This window comes from Paenibacillus guangzhouensis (assembly GCF_009363075.1).
Taxonomy (GTDB): domain Bacteria; phylum Bacillota; class Bacilli; order Paenibacillales; family Paenibacillaceae; genus Paenibacillus_K; species Paenibacillus_K guangzhouensis.
Map to the genome: position 1 here is coordinate 3932937 of NZ_CP045293.1, position 19727 is coordinate 3952663.

18 protein-coding genes are annotated in these 19727 nt (G+C 48.0%); 6 read left to right on the forward strand and 12 right to left on the reverse strand.

Annotated features, from left to right (window positions below):
• Positions 1-63: 63 nt before the first annotated feature.
• Entirely contained in the window at positions 64-900 is an 837-nt protein-coding gene (locus tag GCU39_RS17615; RefSeq protein WP_152394713.1) for a protein phosphatase 2C domain-containing protein, read from the forward strand.
• Between the two features lie 55 nt (positions 901-955).
• Here the strand turns inward: GCU39_RS17615 and GCU39_RS17620 are convergent, their stop codons facing one another.
• The 7 genes from GCU39_RS17620 to GCU39_RS17650 form a co-directional block, all read right to left on the reverse strand.
• A complete protein-coding gene (locus tag GCU39_RS17620; protein ID WP_152394714.1) occupies positions 956-1957 on the reverse strand; it encodes a globin-coupled sensor protein in 1002 nt (333 codons plus the stop codon).
• 117 nt (positions 1958-2074) lie between these two features.
• The gene (locus GCU39_RS17625; protein ID WP_152394715.1) at positions 2075-2635 is read right to left on the reverse strand and encodes a GNAT family N-acetyltransferase; all 561 of its coding nucleotides are present in this window, start codon (positions 2633-2635) and stop codon (positions 2075-2077) included.
• Positions 2632-3825: an MFS transporter gene (locus tag GCU39_RS17630; RefSeq protein ID WP_152394716.1), complete on the reverse strand. Its 1194-nt coding sequence runs from the start codon at positions 3823-3825 to the stop codon at positions 2632-2634. Before GCU39_RS17630 ends, GCU39_RS17625 begins: the two co-directional genes overlap by 4 nt.
• A gap of 18 nt (positions 3826-3843) precedes the next feature.
• Positions 3844-4293, reverse strand: coding sequence for a MarR family winged helix-turn-helix transcriptional regulator (locus GCU39_RS17635; RefSeq protein ID WP_152394717.1), 450 nt, complete (start codon positions 4291-4293; stop codon positions 3844-3846).
• A gap of 169 nt (positions 4294-4462) precedes the next feature.
• A complete protein-coding gene (locus tag GCU39_RS17640; RefSeq protein ID WP_152394718.1) occupies positions 4463-5809 on the reverse strand; it encodes an MATE family efflux transporter in 1347 nt (448 codons plus the stop codon).
• A 202-nt stretch (positions 5810-6011) separates the two neighbouring features.
• Positions 6012-6788 (reverse strand): class I SAM-dependent methyltransferase, encoded by a 777-nt coding sequence (locus GCU39_RS17645; protein ID WP_152394719.1) that lies wholly within the window; start codon positions 6786-6788, stop codon positions 6012-6014.
• A gap of 674 nt (positions 6789-7462) precedes the next feature.
• On the reverse strand, positions 7463-9358 hold the full coding sequence (locus GCU39_RS17650; protein WP_152394720.1) for a PrkA family serine protein kinase: 1896 nt from the start codon (positions 9356-9358) through the stop codon (positions 7463-7465).
• A 213-nt stretch (positions 9359-9571) separates the two neighbouring features.
• On the opposite strand from GCU39_RS17650, the gene GCU39_RS17655 reads away from it, so the two are divergent.
• A complete protein-coding gene (locus tag GCU39_RS17655; RefSeq protein ID WP_152394721.1) occupies positions 9572-10324 on the forward strand; it encodes a DUF2161 domain-containing phosphodiesterase in 753 nt (250 codons plus the stop codon).
• A 99-nt stretch (positions 10325-10423) separates the two neighbouring features.
• Here GCU39_RS17655 and GCU39_RS17660 read toward each other — a convergent pair whose 3' ends face one another.
• Positions 10424-11659 carry an aminotransferase-like domain-containing protein gene (locus GCU39_RS17660; protein ID WP_152394722.1) on the reverse strand — a complete coding sequence of 412 codons (1236 nt, stop codon included), beginning with the start codon at positions 11657-11659 and terminating at the stop codon, positions 10424-10426.
• Between the two features lie 258 nt (positions 11660-11917).
• Here GCU39_RS17660 and GCU39_RS17665 point away from each other — a divergent pair, with 258 nt between their 5' ends.
• Both GCU39_RS17665 and GCU39_RS17670 read left to right on the forward strand, forming a co-directional pair.
• Positions 11918-12331, forward strand: coding sequence for a hypothetical protein (locus GCU39_RS17665; protein ID WP_152394723.1), 414 nt, complete (start codon positions 11918-11920; stop codon positions 12329-12331).
• The gene (locus GCU39_RS17670; protein ID WP_152394724.1) at positions 12328-13395 is read left to right on the forward strand and encodes a phosphodiester glycosidase family protein; all 1068 of its coding nucleotides are present in this window, start codon (positions 12328-12330) and stop codon (positions 13393-13395) included. Before GCU39_RS17665 ends, GCU39_RS17670 begins: the two co-directional genes overlap by 4 nt.
• 295 nt (positions 13396-13690) lie before the next feature.
• On the opposite strand, the gene GCU39_RS17675 is transcribed toward GCU39_RS17670, so the two are convergent.
• The gene (locus tag GCU39_RS17675) at positions 13691-13945 is read right to left on the reverse strand and encodes an AbrB/MazE/SpoVT family DNA-binding domain-containing protein (RefSeq protein WP_152394725.1); all 255 of its coding nucleotides are present in this window, start codon (positions 13943-13945) and stop codon (positions 13691-13693) included.
• Positions 13946-14062: 117 nt separating this feature from the next.
• Positions 14063-14527 carry a tRNA (uridine(34)/cytosine(34)/5-carboxymethylaminomethyluridine(34)-2'-O)-methyltransferase TrmL gene (gene trmL, locus GCU39_RS17680; protein WP_152394726.1) on the reverse strand — a complete coding sequence of 155 codons (465 nt, stop codon included), beginning with the start codon at positions 14525-14527 and terminating at the stop codon, positions 14063-14065.
• 192 nt (positions 14528-14719) lie between these two features.
• On the opposite strand from trmL, the gene GCU39_RS17685 reads away from it, so the two are divergent.
• Together GCU39_RS17685 and rsgA are read left to right on the forward strand one after the other, a co-directional pair.
• A complete protein-coding gene (locus GCU39_RS17685; protein WP_321575585.1) occupies positions 14720-15436 on the forward strand; it encodes a response regulator transcription factor in 717 nt (238 codons plus the stop codon).
• Between the two features lie 287 nt (positions 15437-15723).
• The gene (gene rsgA / locus GCU39_RS17690; protein ID WP_152394727.1) at positions 15724-16794 is read left to right on the forward strand and encodes a ribosome small subunit-dependent GTPase A; all 1071 of its coding nucleotides are present in this window, start codon (positions 15724-15726) and stop codon (positions 16792-16794) included.
• 93 nt (positions 16795-16887) lie between these two features.
• On the opposite strand, the gene serC is transcribed toward rsgA, so the two are convergent.
• A complete protein-coding gene (gene serC / locus GCU39_RS17695) occupies positions 16888-17976 on the reverse strand; it encodes a 3-phosphoserine/phosphohydroxythreonine transaminase (RefSeq protein WP_193726529.1) in 1089 nt (362 codons plus the stop codon).
• Between the two features lie 274 nt (positions 17977-18250).
• Positions 18251-19675 carry a type I glutamate--ammonia ligase gene (gene glnA / locus GCU39_RS17700; RefSeq protein WP_152394729.1) on the reverse strand — a complete coding sequence of 475 codons (1425 nt, stop codon included), beginning with the start codon at positions 19673-19675 and terminating at the stop codon, positions 18251-18253.
• Positions 19676-19727 lie beyond the last annotated feature (52 nt).

Here is a 19727-nt window from a genome sequence, read left to right on the forward strand (position 1 = left end):
TCTTCTAAGGCAAATGTTAGAATGTAAAGTATACAATTCGTGGAGAAACGGAGGGCACGTACGATGCGTATCGAGCAAATTCATCGGAAAGGCCAAGGCACATATAATGAAGATGCCATCATCATGAACGAGGATCAGCATATTTATGGCGTGGTGGACGGCGTCTCAAGCCTTATTCCAACTGAGCATCCTGGCACTAGCTCCGGTCAGATTGCGGCGCAGCTCATCGCGGAGCATTTCATATTCTCTTCTCATTCAACAACCCTTGTTGAACGCACGCTGACCGCGAATAACCAGCTGCGTCAGATGATGATCGAGGCGCGAACCGACGTCCGCGATGCAAGTGCGCGATGGAGCGCAGTCCATGCAGTTGTTCAGATCAGTCCGCATCATATCGACTGGGTGCAGAGCGGCGATTGTATGATCTATGCGGTGTATGAGCATGGATTCGTTCGCACGGTTACTTATGATGGTGTCGATGTTCACGATAGCCGGGCTCTTTCCTTGTGGAAAACGTTGAACAACATGGAGCTTGTTCATGGGGAACGCCCCTATGAGGTCACCGCACAATTGCAGCGGAATCGACAATATGCGAATCAGCCGGGCGGGTACAGCGTGATGAACGGTGAACCTGAACTCCTGCATCATCTCGAGTCTGGGCGGATCGCTCGCCAAGGTCTCAAGCATTTGCTTATGATTACAGACGGCATTTATCCTTGGCAACCCGCTTATCCCCTTGCTGCGGAGCATCCCCATCACTTTGTTCAAGATGTCATCGATCAAGGATTGCAATCATATGTCGATCAATTATGTCGATGGGAAGCCGAAGATCCGGATTGCAGACGATCCGAACGATTCAAGATGTCTGACGACAAGACAGGAATCCTTATCACCTTATAATCTGCATAACAAAAAGGCGCCCGCTTCGGGCGCCTTCGCTTCACTCTGCATCGATTTATGAATTTAATCCCTTTAGATCCATTGCGACTTTCTCGATCATCTGCACGAAGGCATGCAGCTCTTCCGAGCTGGCTGCTTGGTGACGGGCGTTAAGCGATGTCTGTTCCGACTCCTGCTTCACCTGTACCAACTTGGATTCAATCTGCTCCAGCTTCTCTTGGATTTGCTCCTGTGCCTGGCGAGAAGTTAACGCAAGCTTACGAACCTCATTCGCTACGATCTCGAACCCTCTGCCATGCTCGCCGGCATGCGCCGCTTCAATCGCTGCGTTCAAGCCGAGTAGATGCGTCTGATTGGAAATGCCACGAATGAGCACACCCATTTCCGTGATCTGTTCCACTTCCACGTTCAGGCTCTCGACCAACTCATGAGCATGATCTTGCGATTCCGCAGTCGTAATTGCCGTCTCCGCGATCGTCTGTGCACTCGCATCCAATTCGAGCATCATCGCTGCCAGCTCTTGAACGACAAGACTCACTTGATGCAGCATATGTTCTTTATGATCCACCATGGCTTGAATTTTGTCTTTCTCTTTCAACTCATAGGCCTCAAGCACAAGTTGGGAATCGAAATTGAACATTTTCGAGATCGCATGCACCAATTGCATCCATTGATATGGCAGTTCATTTTTGAGCACCTCAGTCGCAATGTTCAAGTACACCATGTACGTCCCAAGGTACCAATTCGTCGTCAGGCCGATTCGGGAATGCACGCTGCCAATCCGTATTCGATTCGTGATGAATTCCTCGTCAATCACGCCTTGACTGAGCGATATCCAATAATCGGATTGGGTCTGCTTCAATCGTTCAATGGTGCTGAACTTGCCGATCAGCTCCACTAACTCTGGCTGATGCTGAATTTGTGTGTAAAGCCGATCAACTACAAGCTCGACTACCTTGCGAAAAACCTGTTGATTGGAAGCTAGCAATTGCAGGTCTTCTTCCGTGATTCCCGTATATTCTAACTGTCTCAATCGATGCTGTGAAACGTTGATCATAAGTTCCCTGCCCCTTTGAAATATATATATAGGTGTACTACCTGATTATAAGGAATAAAGACTGGAACATACAGGAAATTCCAATATTAATATGGAAATTTTTAGACATCGTATCTATTATTTATTCACGATTTTGATCATATGACGGAAATGATAACCGCTGACCATGATCTCACCATCTACATGATATCCTTTTTTCACGTACAATTGGTAAGCGTTCTCATTATCCATCTCCACGAGCAACGCTAATTTGGTATAACCGCGTTCTATCCCTTGCTGTTCGAACGCATCCATCAGCTTCTTCCCAATCCCTTGACCTTGGTAAGCATCATTCACCGCGACCGAATCCAAATAGTACTCATCATCTTGGGCTTCCTTCACGATCGTGACTTCTTCCCCGCTCACGGATCGAATGCGGTCCACGAAAGGCTTGTCAAGCTCCTCGGTACGACTGCCGTGATAAGCAAGCAAGAAACCTACCACTTGACCCTCCACTTCATAGACGATCGTATTCTCATAACTAAGTCGATTCCCTGGCTGCATGAAAAACTCACCAACAACCGTAAGCGCTTCTTGGTCATCTGTTGTGCCTGCAAGCGTATTGGCAATCCGGCCAATCGCCGCATGCATTAATGGTACGACCTGTGCTACATCTTCTGCTCTTGCTGTTCGAATCATGATTGTCCTTGTCTCCTTCTCGTAATAACATAGATTACTATAAATAATACCATGAATAACGAGGAGAGGCGAAACATCACCGCATAGCTTGTCTTCAATGCCACAATACCGAGCGTCATGGAGCCCAGCGCAATTCCGAAATCAATGGAGTTATAGAACGCCCCGTTCGCAACGCCGCGATTCTCCGGTTTCGCTTTTTGAATCGCCCATGCTTGCAGTGAAGGCTGGAGAGCACCATACCCGATCCCATAGCACAGCGCTGATACGATCAACATGGAGAGCGATGTCGTATAAGAAAGGAGCAGCATCGAGATGATAACCATAACACAACCGATCGGCAGTACGGCACCATGACCTTTGCTGTCATAAATCTTGCCTGAGATCGGACGCACCAGCAGAACAGCAAGCGCATTGAACAAGAAGAACCATCCGACATTTGGAATATGATTTTCTTTGCCGAGCATTGTAATAAACGTGATTAATCCGCCGTAGGTGATGGATAATAGGATATTTAGTCCGCAGGGAAGCAGCGCATCACGGTCCATCAACTTCATCTTCATCGGCGCTTTTCCTTGGCTATCACTCTTCTCTTGCCGATTCATGCGAATCGCGAATGTGATCGGGATGACAAGCGCAATCAGAACAGAAGCTACGACAATTAGCGTACCAAAGCCATAATCATTCAGCAGCCATAGGCCAATAACAGGCGCGATCGACATCGACAAGCTAGTTGATAGACCGAAATAGCCCATCCCTTCACCGATTCTTCGTCTGGGAATGATCTCAGAGACAACAGTACCGTACGTCGTACTAATAATCCCAAATCCGACACCATACACAATGCGAACAAGGATGATGAAGGCTATGGCACCAACACCATAATACGTCATGGTCGATAAGAGGAAGATGAGAAGCCCTGCAATGACAAGCGGCGCCCGTCTCATTCGTGAGACCGCAACCCCCGCATACATCCGGGTTGCAATGGCCGAGAGGGCGAACATACTGATCACAAAACTAATCATGAAACTGGATACATTGAACTTCTGCGCTACATACGCCGGTAGAGCCGGTGTAATCATCTGCAGGTTCATATAGACGAACAAATTTGATACAGTTAATAAAATAAAATCTTTCGTCCACAGCCTAGGGGCTGCGGATGGTTTCACTTCTGTCGCATGTGCGAGTTCCAACGCAAACACCTCTTCTGTCTATGAATTATACATATTTAATCGCTCGGCATTCTCGAATAACAACATGAGGCTCTGTCTGAACTGGGTGATTTGTTCCGGAGTCATGCCAGCGAATAATTCTTTGTCGTATGCCTTCTCGATCGGGATTAATTCCTCTGCCTTCTTGAGACCTTCATCTGTGATATAGAGTAGGAATGCGCGGCGATCGGCGGGATCTGTCACTTTGCGTACCAGTCCTTTCCGCTCCAGAACATCAAGAATTCGCGTCAATGTAGGCTGATCACGAGCAGTACGCTGCGCAAGCTCCTTCTGGTTGATGCCATCTTCTTCCGTTAAGCGCACCAACAGAGTATACTGCTCTGGTGTTATATCGTAAGGCTTGAATCGTTGGGTCAGATTATGCGAAGCTTTGCGATAGGTCATGCCAAGGCGAAATCCAAGTGAATCATCCAAAATACTTGAGGACATAAAAAACCTCCAAATTTAATTAGTTAGTATACTAATTATAATATACACAATCAATTATTGTAAATCATTATTTTACTTTCAGGCTGTTTTCAAGAATTACATCAAAAAAAAGCCCTCATCATTCCGATCCAGAATGATTGAGAGCTTTTTCGGTTACAACCTATTTTCATTAGGCGTGTGCAGACCCTTTGACCTGGATCGTGCTCCAGTCTCTTCGATAGAACCGATACATCAGCGTTAAGCCGAAAACCATCAGATACGTGTACAACGCGATCCATGCGCCAATGCTCCCCATATCCAAGACGAATATGAGCAAATAGGACAATGGAACGAACAGGCACCACGCGACGACCAGCGATGCACGCAATAGGAAGGTGGTATCTCCAATCCCTCGTAATCCGCCCGCATAGAAATTCAAGAACCCATCGAACAACTGTAAGAAGGCCGAGATCATAATAAGCTGCGCAGCCGTATGGAAGACACCGGGATCTGTATTATTATACAGCATCGAAATATTCTCGGCGAAAATAAACTCTACTGTCCCTAAGATGAGCAAGAAAATCGAACCCATAATGGCTGTATCGGTTCCTGCTCGTCTTCCGCGCAGCGGCTGTCCGCGACCAACTTCTTGCCCGACCAGAATCGTCGCCGTCGCTCCGAAAGCAAAGGCCGGCATAAAGCCGAAAGACATGACATTCAGTGCTACTTCATTCGCAGCGAGCGCCTCCGTCCCAAGTCTTGCCACGAACACGGTGAAGATGAACATCGACAAGCTCATGGAGAACTCTTGCACGCCAAGCTTCGCACTCTCGGAGATCATCTCTCCCATGTCTTTGAAGCGTGGTGTGACCCAAGTCCGTGTATGATATAGCGGATGCAGGCGGAAGAAATAAACATAGATCGCAAGCAAGAGACCCACCGCTTCACCAATCAGAATCGCAATCCCTGAACCTTCAAGCCCTAGCTCAGGCAAGCCAAAATGTCCGAAGACAAGCGCGTAGACTAAAAATAGGATGATGACATTACTGATAACGGATAAGACCATAGATGTCTTCGTATCGCCAATGCCGCGAAGAAATCCATGAAATACGAAAGAGACCATCCCAATCGCCAGTGCGACGAATCGCAGCTGCAAATAGGATTCCCCTGCTGACACCAGTTCCGAAGAGCCCCCGGTCCATCCTAAAATAACGCCGGAGAACAACCAACCAATGATCAATAAAACAATGGCAAAAAACGTGCATAAATATAATGCATAATACATCCGTTTGATCCCGGTCTTCATATCATTCGCACCATAATTCTGGGCGACCAGATAGTTCACTGTATGCCCGATCCCAGAGAATATCGCGAAACCGTTGTACATAATAATGTTCGACACGCCGACGATGGCAATGATGAGCGCCCCGAGATGCCCTACCATAATCAGGTTGACCGTTCCGATGACCGTCGCCGTTGCGAAGGACAAGAGGGACGGAATCGCGAGCATTAATATCTTTTTCCAATTCTGTAACATGATTCTGCCTCATTTTCATCAAGATGAAGTTCAATACATCAGCTTTTCAGCACCTTAGCGTTTTCGAAACACTTCGTAATCAAAAAGCTAGCTTATCGAACAATCCCTCTATTGGGGTTATCTCCCATTGTGCAATAGAACCCTATCCTTGGCAACGAAAGAACGGCGATCTGAACGAATTTTGTCATTTCTCACAAAGGAATTAACCATTTCTTACAGCATATACTCGAATTCGGCTATAATCCACAACCCATTGCCCTTCCTTCATCAAATGTGGCCTTGTCTGCTCAACAACGTTGTGAATGACATTCACGCGCTGCTCCTTCGTCAAATGATTCAGATAAGAGCCCGCAAACGTATCCAACCAGTTCACCATGCCTTGCTCACCATACTGTAAAGACGTTGGACGGTCGAAGTGAATTGCCTGCATGACCCGGAATCCGAACTGCTCTAATAAAGATGCATATTCACCAATGCTCGGAAAATACCATGGATTCATCGATGCCTCGTACCATCCTTTCGCCGTCATCACGTCTTCAAGTGCCATGGATATACTCGCGATATTTCCCTTGCCGCCAAACTCAGCGACCAGTCGACCTCCAGGACGCACCGCTTTCGCCATGGCCCGGACCGTACTCGGCGCGTCCTTCATCCAATGCAACGCGGCGTTGCTGAAGATCGCATCGGCGGGCAGATCAGTTGACCAATGCTGTCCATCCGCATGTTCGAAAGAAAGGTGCGGGTATTTCGTCATGGCTTCCCGAATCATCTCCTGGGAAAAATCGATCCCATGGACTTTCGCCCCGCTCTCAGCGATTCGTGCCGACAAATCTCCCGTGCCACAGCCCCAATCGATAATTCGTTCGCCTGCTTGCGGATTCAGCCATTGCACTACCTCCTGGCCAAACGCTGATACAAAAGGCATCGATCGATCATAATTTCTCGCATCCCATTGCTGTTGTCCGTGTTGGATTGTCATGTGAATCCTCTCCTCTCTTAAGTAACCTTATTTTGGCATTAATATTGTTATTCGTGAAATATATAGATCTTATTATAGTAATAGGTTTTAACTATAATATGTGGGGCGGATGGACGTATTGGGGTATGATGCGTCTTTTAAGTGGCTGAACAACTGCCTTTTGGCAGTTACTCCGAGCATCGGCGGGCCGTTTCGCGCTATTTAACTGCCTTTTAGCAGTTATTTCGCACGCGGTGGGACGTTCCGCGCCATTTAACTGCTTTTTGGCAGTTATTTCGCTCGTGGCAGGCCGTTCCACGCCATTTAACTGCCTTTTGGCAGTTATTTCGCACGCGGAGGGACGTTCAGCGCCATTTAACTGCCTTTTGGCAGTTATTTCGCTCCAGGCGGGCCGTTCCGCGCTATTTAACTGCCTTTTGGCAGTTATTTCGCACGCGGCGAGCCGTTCCGCGACATTTAACTGCCTTTTGGCAGTTATTTCGCACGCGGCAGGCCGTTTCGCTCCATTTAACTGCTTTTTGGCAGTTATTTCGCACGCGGCGCACCGTTCCCCGACATTTAACTGCCTTTTGGCAGTTATTCCACCCGCGGCACGCCCCAAATCGCAAAAGCCATGCCCACCCCTTGGGGCAGACATGGCTTAATGTACTTCAAGCTCACCGTTACGTATCAACTTATCGGTTCAACAGGCTTCCGACATAACGCAATAACTCATTCGCGCAGACCGGGCAATAGCCATGCTCATCCATTAATCGTTTGGATACCTCGTTGATTCGCTTCAGTTGCTTCTCATCCGGCGTCTTCGTGGACGTCGTGATCTTCACGATGTCTTTCAGATCAGCGAACAACTTCTTCTCGATCGCTTCCCGCAGACGGTCATGATTGTTGTATTCGAACTTGCGTCCTTTACGCGAGTAAGCCGAGATTCGAATCAGGATCTCTTCCCGGAACGCTTTTTTCGCATTTTCCGAGACGCCGATCTGCTCTTCGATGGAACGCATTAATCTCTCATCCGGTTCCATCTCCTCGTCGGTTAGCGGATCGCGGATTTTGGTCCAATTGCAGAAGGCTTCAATATTATCGAGATAATTCTCGAACAATGTCTTTGCCGACTCTTCGAAGGAGTATACGAACGCCTTTTGAATTTCTTTCTTCGCCAGATTGTCGTACTCTTTGCGAGCGACGGCGATGAAGTTCAAATACTTCTCGCGTTCATCCTTCGTGATGGATGCATGCTGATCGAGTCCATCCTTCAGCGCACGCAGCACATCTAGCGCGTTAATGCATTGAAGATCCTGCTTAATCAGAGCGCTCGAAATCCGGTTAATGACATAACGCGGATCCACGCCTGACATACCCTCTTCCGCATATTCGCTTTGCATCTCTTTCAGATCTGCTTCCTTGTAGCCTTCAACCTCTTCCCCGTCGTACATCCGCATCTTCTTCACGAGGTCCATGCCCTGTTTCTTCGTCTCTTTAAGTCGGGTCAAAATGGAGAAGATGGCGGCAGACCGCAGCGCATGCGGCGCAATATGGATATGCTTCATATCACTTTGGCCGACGAGCTTCTCATAGATTTTCTCTTCCGCCGATACTTTTAAGTTGTAAGGAATCGGCATGACGATCATCCGTGATTGGAGCGCTTCGTTCTTCTTGTTCGCGATGAAAGCTTTATACTCCGATTCATTCGTATGCGCGACGATCAACTCATCCGCCGAGATTAACGCGAATCTGCCTGCCTTGAAGTTCCCCTCTTGCGTCAGCGACAACAGGTTCCACAAGAACTTCTCGTCGCATTTGAGCATTTCCTGGAATTCCATTAGTCCGCGGTTCGCTTTATTGAGCTCCCCGTCGAAGCGATACGCGCGCGGATCCGACTCCGAACCGTATTCCGTAATCGTCGAGAAGTCAATGCTTCCCGTGAGATCCGCAATATCCTGCGACTTCGGATCGGATGGAGTGAACGTACCGATCCCTACACGCTGATCCTCGGAGATGACGACTCGCTCCACTAAGACACGCTCTATATCACCATAGTATTCGGTGCGAAGACGCATCTGACACGACGGACAGAGATTGCCTTCGATTCGAACACCTAGCTCATTCTCTACTTCGGCACGCAGCTCGTGCGGGATCAGATGAAGGGGCTCTTCCTGCATAGGACACCCTTTGATCGCATAGACCGCACCTTTTTCGGTACGCGAGAATTGCTCGAGACCACGCTTTAGCATTGTAACCAGTGTCGATTTACCGCCGCTGACCGGCCCCATCAAGAGGAGAATCCTTTTCCGAACATCGAGCCTTCGTGCTGCTGAATGGAAGTACTCTTCCACCAATTTCTCGAGTGCCCGATCTAGGCCGAATAACTCCTTCCTGAAAAAGTTGTATTGTTTATTGCCATGACTTTCTTCCACACCATGGGACTTAATCATTTCGAACACCCGGGCATGAGCTGTCATTGCCGGGGTTGGATCTAGACGCAGTAAGTCAACATACTCTCGAAATGTCCCAGTCCAAGCTATTCGCTCACTCTCCGCATGATGTTCAGATATTCGCTTAAATAAGTCCATGATTCTAACCTCCTACGCTTCTGTTTTCTATTGGTGCCCCTATCAGACCGAAGTGTGACAATGCCAAACCCATTCTAAAAGTGTATTACATACTTATGCGGGGAGATGGGATTAGTTGCTCGAAATTTTCAGTCCGATCCTATATAATGAGGGCTAGTTCAGGTACGAAAATTGGAATGATGTAAGATTGTTGGGGACAAGGGGAGAGGAATCATGGCGATCCAGCATGAGACCGAGCTATATGAGCCGATCAAGCGTTTCTATGAGGCACGCGGTTACACGGTAAAAGGGGAAGTCCGTCATTGCGATCTGGTCGCGGTTAGCCAAGATGAGCAGGACATTGTCATTGTCGAATTTAAGAAAACCTTTAATCTCGCACTGCTGCTGCAAGGGGTTGATCGGATGCAATCCAGTGAGCAGGTCTACCTCGCCGTCGAACGGAATCGCAGCAAGAAAGGCGCGGTGAATCAACGTTGGGGTGAACTCACCCGATTATGCAAACGATTAGGCTTAGGTCTGTTAACTGTGACCTTCTATAAAACAAAGAAGCCTATCGTCGAAGTGCTATGTGAATCAGCCGCAGCGACACAATACATAACTGCACCCGTTAACAAACCGGCACGGGTGAGCAGTCGGCGCAAGAACCGTCTGCTGCAGGAATTCAATGAACGCAGCGGCGATTATAATGTAGGCGGCAGCACGAAGCGGAAGCTTGTCACCGCCTACCGCGAGAAGGCGCTGAACCTCGCCAAATGCCTTCACGAACACGGGCAGCTCAGCCCGCGGCGCCTTCGTGAACTGTGCGGCTACAGCAACACAGCCACCATGCTCCAGCACAACTACTACGGCTGGTTCGCCCGTGCTTCGCGCGGCATTTACGAGCTCACGCCGGTAGGTCTTGCCGCGCTCGAAGAATACGCCACCGTCTTGCGCGAAGCTTCGGCCACCGCACAGCAGGATGCCTAGATTACCTCGCTTAGAGAGATTCCGGCGATCTGTGCCAGCAAGACAAAGAAGCCCCTACCAGGCCATTCATCATGGTCTGGTAGGGGCTTTCACATCTATTTAACTCCGTGCGACGAATTCGCCGATCGACTCCGCCAAGACATTCATTGCTGTCTCAATCTGTTCGCGGGACGAATGCGTGAAGTTCAACCGCATCCGATTACGCTTCGGCTCTGCCGCGTAGAAGTCATTGCCTGGCACGAAGGCAACCCCCTTCGATACCGATACCTTGAGTAATGCATCTGCATCGAGCCCTGAAGGAAGCTCAACCCAGAAGAACATTCCTCCCTTCGGCGTAATCCAGTTCGTCTCCTGCCAGTCCGGCCCTTCCAGCAGCCTTTTCATCAAGAGCATCCGCTCTTCGTATTCCTTCCGAATCACTTGAATATGCTCATCCAGGCTGAAGTCCGGCGCGACCAGTAATTCATAGAGGATGTTCTGGTCGAGCATGCTGGAGTGAATATCCACCGATTGCTTCATTCGCGTCATAGCTTGAATAACCCGTCGATCCCCCATCGCCCATCCTGTGCGAAGCGCAGGAGCTACCGTCTTACTGAACGTGCTCGTATAGACGACAATGCGATCCTCAGCCTGATCCATCGAAAAAATCGTCGGAAATGGATCAACGTCTTGAACGAGATCTTGAGCCTGTCCGCTGTTCGACTCAAAGCGCAACTCACCATATGGATCATCTTCCAGGATGAGCACTTCATTGGCGCGACACAGCTCGAGCAGACCAACGCGGCGATCCAAACTCCACACATTCCCTGTCGGGTTGGAGAACGTTGGCACCACGTAGACCATTTTCGGTGAATATTGTTTGATTTTGTTCGCGAGATCGGTAAGATCCATCCCATGCTCATCACTTTGGACTGGAATAATCTTCGCCCCTCGGAATTGAAGTACCTGTAAGCAAGCCAAATAAGTCGGATTCTCGACGAGTACAACGTCATTCGGCTCCAGGTAGACGCGGACTAACAGATCAATCGCCTGCTGTGATCCTGTTGTGAGCAGCATCTCTTCGGTACTCACATGCATGTTCTTGCGCGACGCCATGCGTTCGCATAACTTCTCGCGAAGCTGCGGCAGCCCCTCCGTTACGCCGTATTGCAAGGCGCGTTGATTGCCCGACAATGCCCGATTCGCTGCACTCCGGACCGCTTCCATCGGGAACAATGCCTCGTTCGGCAGACCACCTGCCAAGGAAATGATCGACTTTCCTTGCGTAAATTTCAAGATCTCGCGAACCGCTGACGCCTTAACCTCTTGTACACTCGGAATAAATCGGTAATTCATAGACGATTGCTCCTCTCCCAATACACTTTACACAAGATCATACGCCTTAACATTTTTTTCCGCAATCCCTTGTACGCATCTACGTTAAAAAATTCATAGATTTAACAGGATTCGACAGAATCTAGTCGTTTTTTGCGATACTGGTAAATCCATGGTAGAATACACAGGTGCAAGTCTATGAGACGGCTCCGTCCTTTAATAGAGCGGCTCAGTCGTTTTTTGCTTGCATGCAATTCATATTTTTTAGAGGTGATAGAAATGAATTCTTCTTTGGAGCCAAATGTCGATTCTGCCGAGATGAATCGTAGGGTGAAAAAGGGGGGCGCATCAGCAAAATGGTTTCTTGTTTTTTGGATCGTTATGATTGGAATTGGCGTTTACGCAACCTACTTATATAGCAACCATATGAAACAAACCATGATTACTGAGCTGAAGACGTCCACCAATCAACAGCTTGCAGAGATCAAACAAGACTATGAAGCACAGTTAAAAACGATGCACAAAGAGATGGAGACGCTGAAGAGTAAAGTCGACACATTCAACGAGCTGCTCACGTTCACGAAGGATAATGCCAGCAATAAGACGGATAACAGCAACAAATTATATTCGCAATTAAATGAAGTGAAGCAGAAGCTTGATGCGCTTCAGAAGAAAATGGATCTCTTAAAATGAGAACGCCGATACAACGAATGAATCGCGTGTTCATGCTGGCAAGCGCGCCATTCTTCGGCATGCTCCTGTATATGTTATCTGCTGCGCATCCCGTGGCCATCACCTATGAGGCAGAACCTCTAGCGCCGCAGGAGGAATTGACGCAGGCCGCGACGCAATTAGGCGAACAATTGGATCAAGCGAGTAAGACGGCCGAGTTCACCATTACTTCGATCCGCAAAGTGGCCACGATCTATCAGAAGACGACGTCGACCATGAATTCTATTGTGAAACAGTCTGCCACACAAGCGGCAAGACCAGAGAAAATCTACAATACCCGGATTACGAAGCGGCTTGGCAGTCCCAAGGAACGGATCGATAGCAACAACATTACGATGGAGCTCTATCGCATTAACCAGAATACATACAATGGTTACGCCCTCAAAATCAAACTGAAGGACCCGAAAGCAATGAAAATGGTCCTCGGTCATGATAAGGTCGGCAAATCGGAGACGACGCTCGGAGCTGTTCGCCGATATGGCGCAGCTGCAGGCATCAATGCTGGTGGGTTCGCCGATGGCGGCGGGAACCGTTATCCGCTCAGCACGACGGTGATGAACGGCAAGTATGTAAACGGCGGATTTGAGCCAAGCTATAAAGACCTTAGCTTTGTAGGGCTGAATAAGCAAGGGAAACTCATCGGCGGCAAATTCCAGTCCAAAAATCAGCTTGATCAACTCGATCCTGAATTCGGCGCGACCTTCGTTCCTGTACTGCTTAAGAATGGGGTCAAAAATCCGATTCCGGACAAATGGAAAGCTCCACAGCGAGCTCCACGAACCGTGATCGGTAATTATAAGGATGATCAGCTACTCATTATGGTCATCGATGGCTATAATGAACGAGGCAATTCCGGGGCAACGCTTGAGGAATTACAAAATAAGCTTGCTAACTTGGGCGTCACGGATGCCTTCAATCTAGACGGTGGCGGATCCTCCTCCCTCATCTTTAATGGCCGTATCGTAAACAACCCGTCCGACGGACAATTACGACCTGTTCCAACCCATTTCCTATTCTTTAAATAACGACGATTTGTGAATCTTCCCCTTGGAAATGTTCACATTTTAATGATTTTCATTTAGGTATATATTGGGTATAATAGGTTTTAGCTATTGGAGGTGTGCATAATGTCACTGACTTTTTGGATTATTATGTTAGTGTTTGCGCTATTCATTACGGCAATTCTCACTTCTTCGTATAACGAAGATAAAACCAAAGGGCTGTAATACATATATTACGTGTCCCAACACGCAAAAAAGCTTCCTATGTCCATGAATATGGAACAGGAAGCTTTTTTCTACCCCCAACATGAAAACAATACTAAGCTTTACGTTGCAAGAGGTTCATTTCCTCGGCACATTGCGTGCATATGTACTTTTCTTTAAATTCGATAACGCTTACCATAGATCCACAGAACAAGCATTTCGGACGATAACGCTCTAAAATAATGTGATCCCCTTGAACTAGAATTTCAACAGGGTCCCCCTCATTCATTTGATAACGTTTTCGAAGCGACTTCGGTAAGACAATACGTCCCAGTTGGTCAACTTTTCTGACTACACCGGCAGGTTTCATAAGTAGCGGCCACCTTTCTCTATCAGTCTTTGTATAACCTAAGAAAACTCTGCCTTTCTACACTTCGATTATAAACCCGCAAAATCCTGCAAAAAAAAATCAGAATTTATGAAAATGTTATCCAAGAGGTTTGAAATCAAGTTGCCGCAGCGCTTCATAAACGATAATCGCCGCTGAATTTCCTAAGTTCAAGGACCGTACTTTATCCGTCATCGGCATCTTCATACATGTATCCGGGTTGGCATGGATCAGCGATTCAGGCAGCCCCTTGGTTTCCTTGCCGAATACGAAGAAATCGTTATCCTGGAACGTAAAGTCCGTATAGCGATGGCTTGCCTTGGTCGTTGCATAGAAGAACCTTCCTTCAGGATATTTCGCCTGCACTTCCGCAAACGAATCATGATATTCGATATGTACCGCATACCAATAATCCAGTCCAGCGCGCTTCAATGTTGCATCGTCGGTACGAAACCCGAGTGGGCGTACCAAATGTAAATGGGTGCCAGTCGCTGCGCAAGTCCGAGCAATATTGCCCGTATTCGCAGGGATTTCTGGCTCCACTAAGACGATATGTAATGGCATCCGTTCATTCACCTCACAATTCTTATCCATTATACACTATGGTGTCACAATTTACGATTGAATCCAATGCATTGATGAAATTGATAATATTTAACATGGTTTTTACGTTAGATTAATCTTCACATGATGATCCTCCTCCATAATGAAGCACAGAGGAACAACCAGGAACTGTCTGGAGAGGAGCTACCGCGCATGATGAAGAAGAAGATTCTCGTCGTTGATGACGAACCTTCCATTTCTACCTTAATTGACTTTAATTTAAAGTTGGCCGGATTCGAAGTGATGTGTGTATTTGATGGAGAAGCGGTATTCGATGTCATCCAACAATTTCGTCCTGACCTAATTGTACTCGATGTCATGCTCCCGAAGATGGACGGATATGAAGTATGCCGATCACTTCGCCGTGAGAACAACCTTGTACCGATTATTATGCTCACTGCGATCCAAGATATAGCGAATAAAATCACAGGCCTGAACCATGGCGCTGATGATTATATGACGAAGCCTTTCAGCCCGCAAGAATTAATCTCCCGCATTCAAGCGATCCTACGCAGAGTGCAAGCCCTTCCTTCCATGAAGGAAGAGACGATCTATGCTATTGGACGGCTCAATGTGCATGCGGAACAACGCGAAGTAATCTTAGATGGCGACACCGTCGAGCTGACGCCGAAGGAATTCGAGCTTCTCCTATTCCTGTGCAGACACCGCGGGAAGGTGCTCAGTCGCCAGCAACTGCTGCATGGCGTTTGGGATTATCATTTCCTAGGCGATACACGCATCGTTGATGTTCATGTCAGCCATTTGCGTGAGAAGATCGAGAAGAATGCGCGCAGCCCGCAATATATTATGACCGTCCGCAATGTCGGGTATAAACTGAATGAACCCGTGATCAAAGAGGAACTCGCTTAATGCATTTGCGACCTCGCACAAGTTCTCATTGCTTTTTGGCACGCCAACTCCTATAATGTTCTTGTTCGCCCTAAATAAGGAAAACAACAAGGATACTCTATCCGTAATGAGAAAAGGAGTGGTTACAATGGTGAAAAATACGTTAATTGCCGGAACTGATAACTTGTCGCGAGGTCACAGTGCTCCTTAACTCCACTCATGAACGGGAAAAATAGACGATTATGATGAAGGATTCACTGTGGCTTGGATGTTTGATTTAAACCCAAGACCATTAGGAGGAATCCATTTTGACATTTCAATTACAACAACTAGGCTTTACCCCGTCGATTCAGACGGCTTTTGAATCTTTTGCAAACTTAGGGTATCAAGCTGCACGCGTTGCGCTTGAGCACACCCACCTATATACGTTATACACGGAACACGGAGAATTAATCGGTGAAGTCTCTGGGAAATACCGATTTGGCGCTATCGGGCGCGGTGATTTCCCTGCAGTTGGCGACTGGGTTGCCATCTCAGCCCGCCCTGAAGACGGCCGTGCCACGATTCATGCGGTATTGCCTCGATTCAGTAAATTCTCTCGTAAAGTTGCCGGTGCAACGACAGACGAGCAGATCGTCGCAACAAATATTAATACGGTTTTCCTCGTCGTTGCACTCAATAATGACTTCAATGTTCGGCGCATTGAGCGCTACCTCATCATGGCATGGGAGAGCGGCGCCAACCCGGTTATTATTCTGAGCAAATCGGATTTGTGCGATGATCCCGCAGCCAAAGCTGCAGAATTAGAATCGGTAGCGATCGGCGTTCCGACGCATATCGTCAGCACCGTAACGGATACAGGCTTTGATGAGCTTAAGTCTTATTTGACAGAAGGTATGACGATTGCCCTGCTCGGCTCCTCTGGTGTTGGTAAGTCTTCGATTATTAACCGGATGCTCGGGAAAGAGAGCCAGAAAGTGCAAGAGGTACGTGAAGGGGATGACCGTGGGCGTCATACGACCACACATCGTGAACTCTTCCTGCTCTCTGAAGGTGCGCTTATGATCGATACGCCAGGGATGCGTGAGCTTCAATTATGGGATGCTGACGAAGGATTCACGAGCTCCTTCCAGGATGTAGAATCACTGACGGAGCAGTGCTACTATTCCGACTGCCAGCACCGGCAGGAGCCACGCTGTGCAGTAAGAATGGCGCTTGAGAACGGTACCCTCGACCGCGCCAGATATGACAACTACAACAAGATGAAGGCTGAACTCGCATATCTTGCCCGCAAGGAAGATGCGAAGCTTAGGCAACAAGAGAAGCAGAAGTGGAAGCAGATTACCAAGTCGGTCCGCGGCAACGCGAAGTCACGGTAAGCCTATGATCCAGTCAACCAATAATAAAGGCCGTCCCATCGTCATTCAGATGACAAAGGGACGGCCCTTTTCTATTTTATTCGCTAGAATGCCTTAACCGTTCTTCTGCTGGAAATCTGCCATGAAGGTAGCCAATGCCTGACAAGTCTCATGCGGCACAGCATTATATGCTGAAGCGCGCAAACCGCCTACGCTGCGGTGGCCTTTCAATCCTACGAAGCCTGCTGCTTCCGATTCTTTGATGAATTGCTTCTCTAGCTCTTCCGATTGCAGACGGAACGTAATGTTCATGATCGAACGGCTGCCTTCCTGTGCACAACCTTTATAGAATCCGCCGCTATGATCGATCGTATTGTAGATCAGGTTCGCTTTTTCACGATTATTGCGCTCAACAGTTTCAAGTCCACCTTGCTCTTCAATCCATTTCAACGTCTGATTCACCATATAGATGGAGAATGAAGGCGGCGTATTGTACAGCGAGTTGTTCTTGAAGTGCGTATCGTAACGAAGCATGGTCGGGATCGTCTTCGGCGATTCCGAGATCAAATCTTCACGGGCGATCACGACTGTAACGCCGGAAGGTCCTAAGTTCTTCTGTGCTCCGGCATAAATCATGCCGAATTTCGACACATCGACAGGACGACAGAGAATATCACTCGACATATCCCCGATGAGCGGCACATTGCCTGTATCCGGATAGGACGCGAATTGTGTCCCTTCAATCGTCTCATTCGAAGTAAGGTGCAAGTAAGCTGCATGAGCAGGGATTTCGATCTCATCCAGAGCCGGAATGCGCATGAATTTATCCGCTTCGGAAGAAGCAGCGATATGCGTCTCACCGATTAACTTGGCTTCCTTGATCGCTTTGTCTGCCCAGCTGCCTGTCATCACATAGCTGGCAACTTGTCCTTGGCCTAGCAAGTTCATCGGAAGCATCGCGAACTGCGTGCTCGCACCACCCTGTAAGAACAATACCTTATAGCCATCAGGCACATTCAATAATTTCTTCAACAACTGCTCGGTCTCATTATGAACGCCTTCATAAATCGCGCCGCGGTGAGACATCTCCATAATGGACATCCCTGAACCTTGGAAATCTACGAATTCTTGCTGCGCGCGCTCCAGCACGGCTAACGGAATTGCTGCGGGTCCTGCATTGAAGTTATAAGCTCTCTTGCTCATGATCATCTCTCCCTGCCCTATCTATATTTAGTTGCCAGAATAGAAGCTTGGCTTTCATCAACCACCGGAAGCCTGCTTCTAGTTGGCAGTAACACCAGCAATATTAGCGATCGTTCGTCTTTTGGCGAGATTTCCTCGATTAATCCCTCTCAATCCAATAGTTACGGTAATGATAGCAGTAATATAGGGTTCCATCAAGTGAAAATTGTTATGGAAACAGCAAAAAATTCCTGCCCGATCCGGAACTGGATCGAGGCAGGAACTGCGCTCTAGATTAGCAATCGAAGTATAGGCTGTATTCTTGCGGATGGATTCGGATGTTGACCGATTTCGCTTCGCCGCGTTTAAGTTCAATGTAGTTTTCGATGAAATCTTTCGTGAATACGCCGCCTTCTGTCAAGAATTCGTAGTCCGCTTCTAGCGCGTTCAAAGCATCGTCTAACGTGCCTGGAACGCTGCGAATCTCTTTCTTCTCCGCATCGGACAACTCATAGATGTTCTTATCGAACGGTCCATAGCCAAGGACGGATGGATCGATTTTGCGTTTGATACCATCAAGACCCGCCATCAGCATCGCTGCGAATGCAAGGTAAGGGTTCGCTGTAGAGTCCGGTGTACGGAACTCAATGCGGCAGCCTTTTGGTGTTACAGCTGCAACTGGAATACGAATTGCTGCCGAACGGTTACCTTTGGAGTATACCAAGTTCACTGGCGCTTCATAGCCTGGAACAAGGCGTTTGAAGGAGTTCGTGCTTGGGTTCGTAAGTGCGATCAATGCTGGTGCGTGATGCAGGATACCCCCGATGTAATGAAGCGCCATTTCGCTCAAGTTCGCGTAGCCGCCTTTTTCATAGAACAAAGGTGTATCGCCATTGAAGATCGATTGGTGAACGTGCATACCGCTACCGTTGTCGCCGAACAATGGCTTTGGCATAAATGTTGCCACTTTGCCATATTGCTTCGCTGTGTTATGAATGATGTATTTGTATTTCATCAAGTTATCCGCTGTCTTCGTCAATGTGTCGAACCGGAAGTTGATCTCGCCTTGACCCGCTGTCGCTACTTCGTGGTGGTGACGCTCGATGCGAAGACCTGCTTCAGTCATCAAACGGCACATTTCGCTGCGGATGTCTTGTTGTGTATCGACAGGCGCTACAGGCACATATCCGCCTTTCGTACGAACTTTGAAGCCTAGGTTACCACCGTCTTCTTTACGGTTCGTGTTCCAAGAAGCTTCTTCGGAATCCACATAGAAGGAAGAGCTGTTCATGGAGTTCTCATAACGCACTTCGTCGAAGATGAAGAATTCGGATTCAGGTGCGAAAAATGCTGCCGTACCCACACCTGTTGTCTGCATGTATTGTTCAGCCTTCTGTGCGATGCTGCGCGGGTCACGTTCGTAACGAACGCCATCCGGTGTATGAATATCACACATCACGATTAATGTAGGATGTGCTGTAAATGGATCAATATATACGGATTCAGGATCTGGCATCATCACCATATCCGACTCTTCAATGCCGCGGAAACCTGGGATTGATGAACCATCGAAAGCTACGCCGTTCACAAATGTCTCATCTTCTACTTCAGAAGCAGGCAACGAGATGTGATGTGCGCGACCGCCAAGGTCCACGAAACGGAAATCTACCCACTCAATATTGTTGTGCTTAATTAGGTCTAATACGCTTTGAACTGACATCCTTAATTCCTCCCATTCCCGAACATTAATCGGGTTTCCACTTGTGAATGTT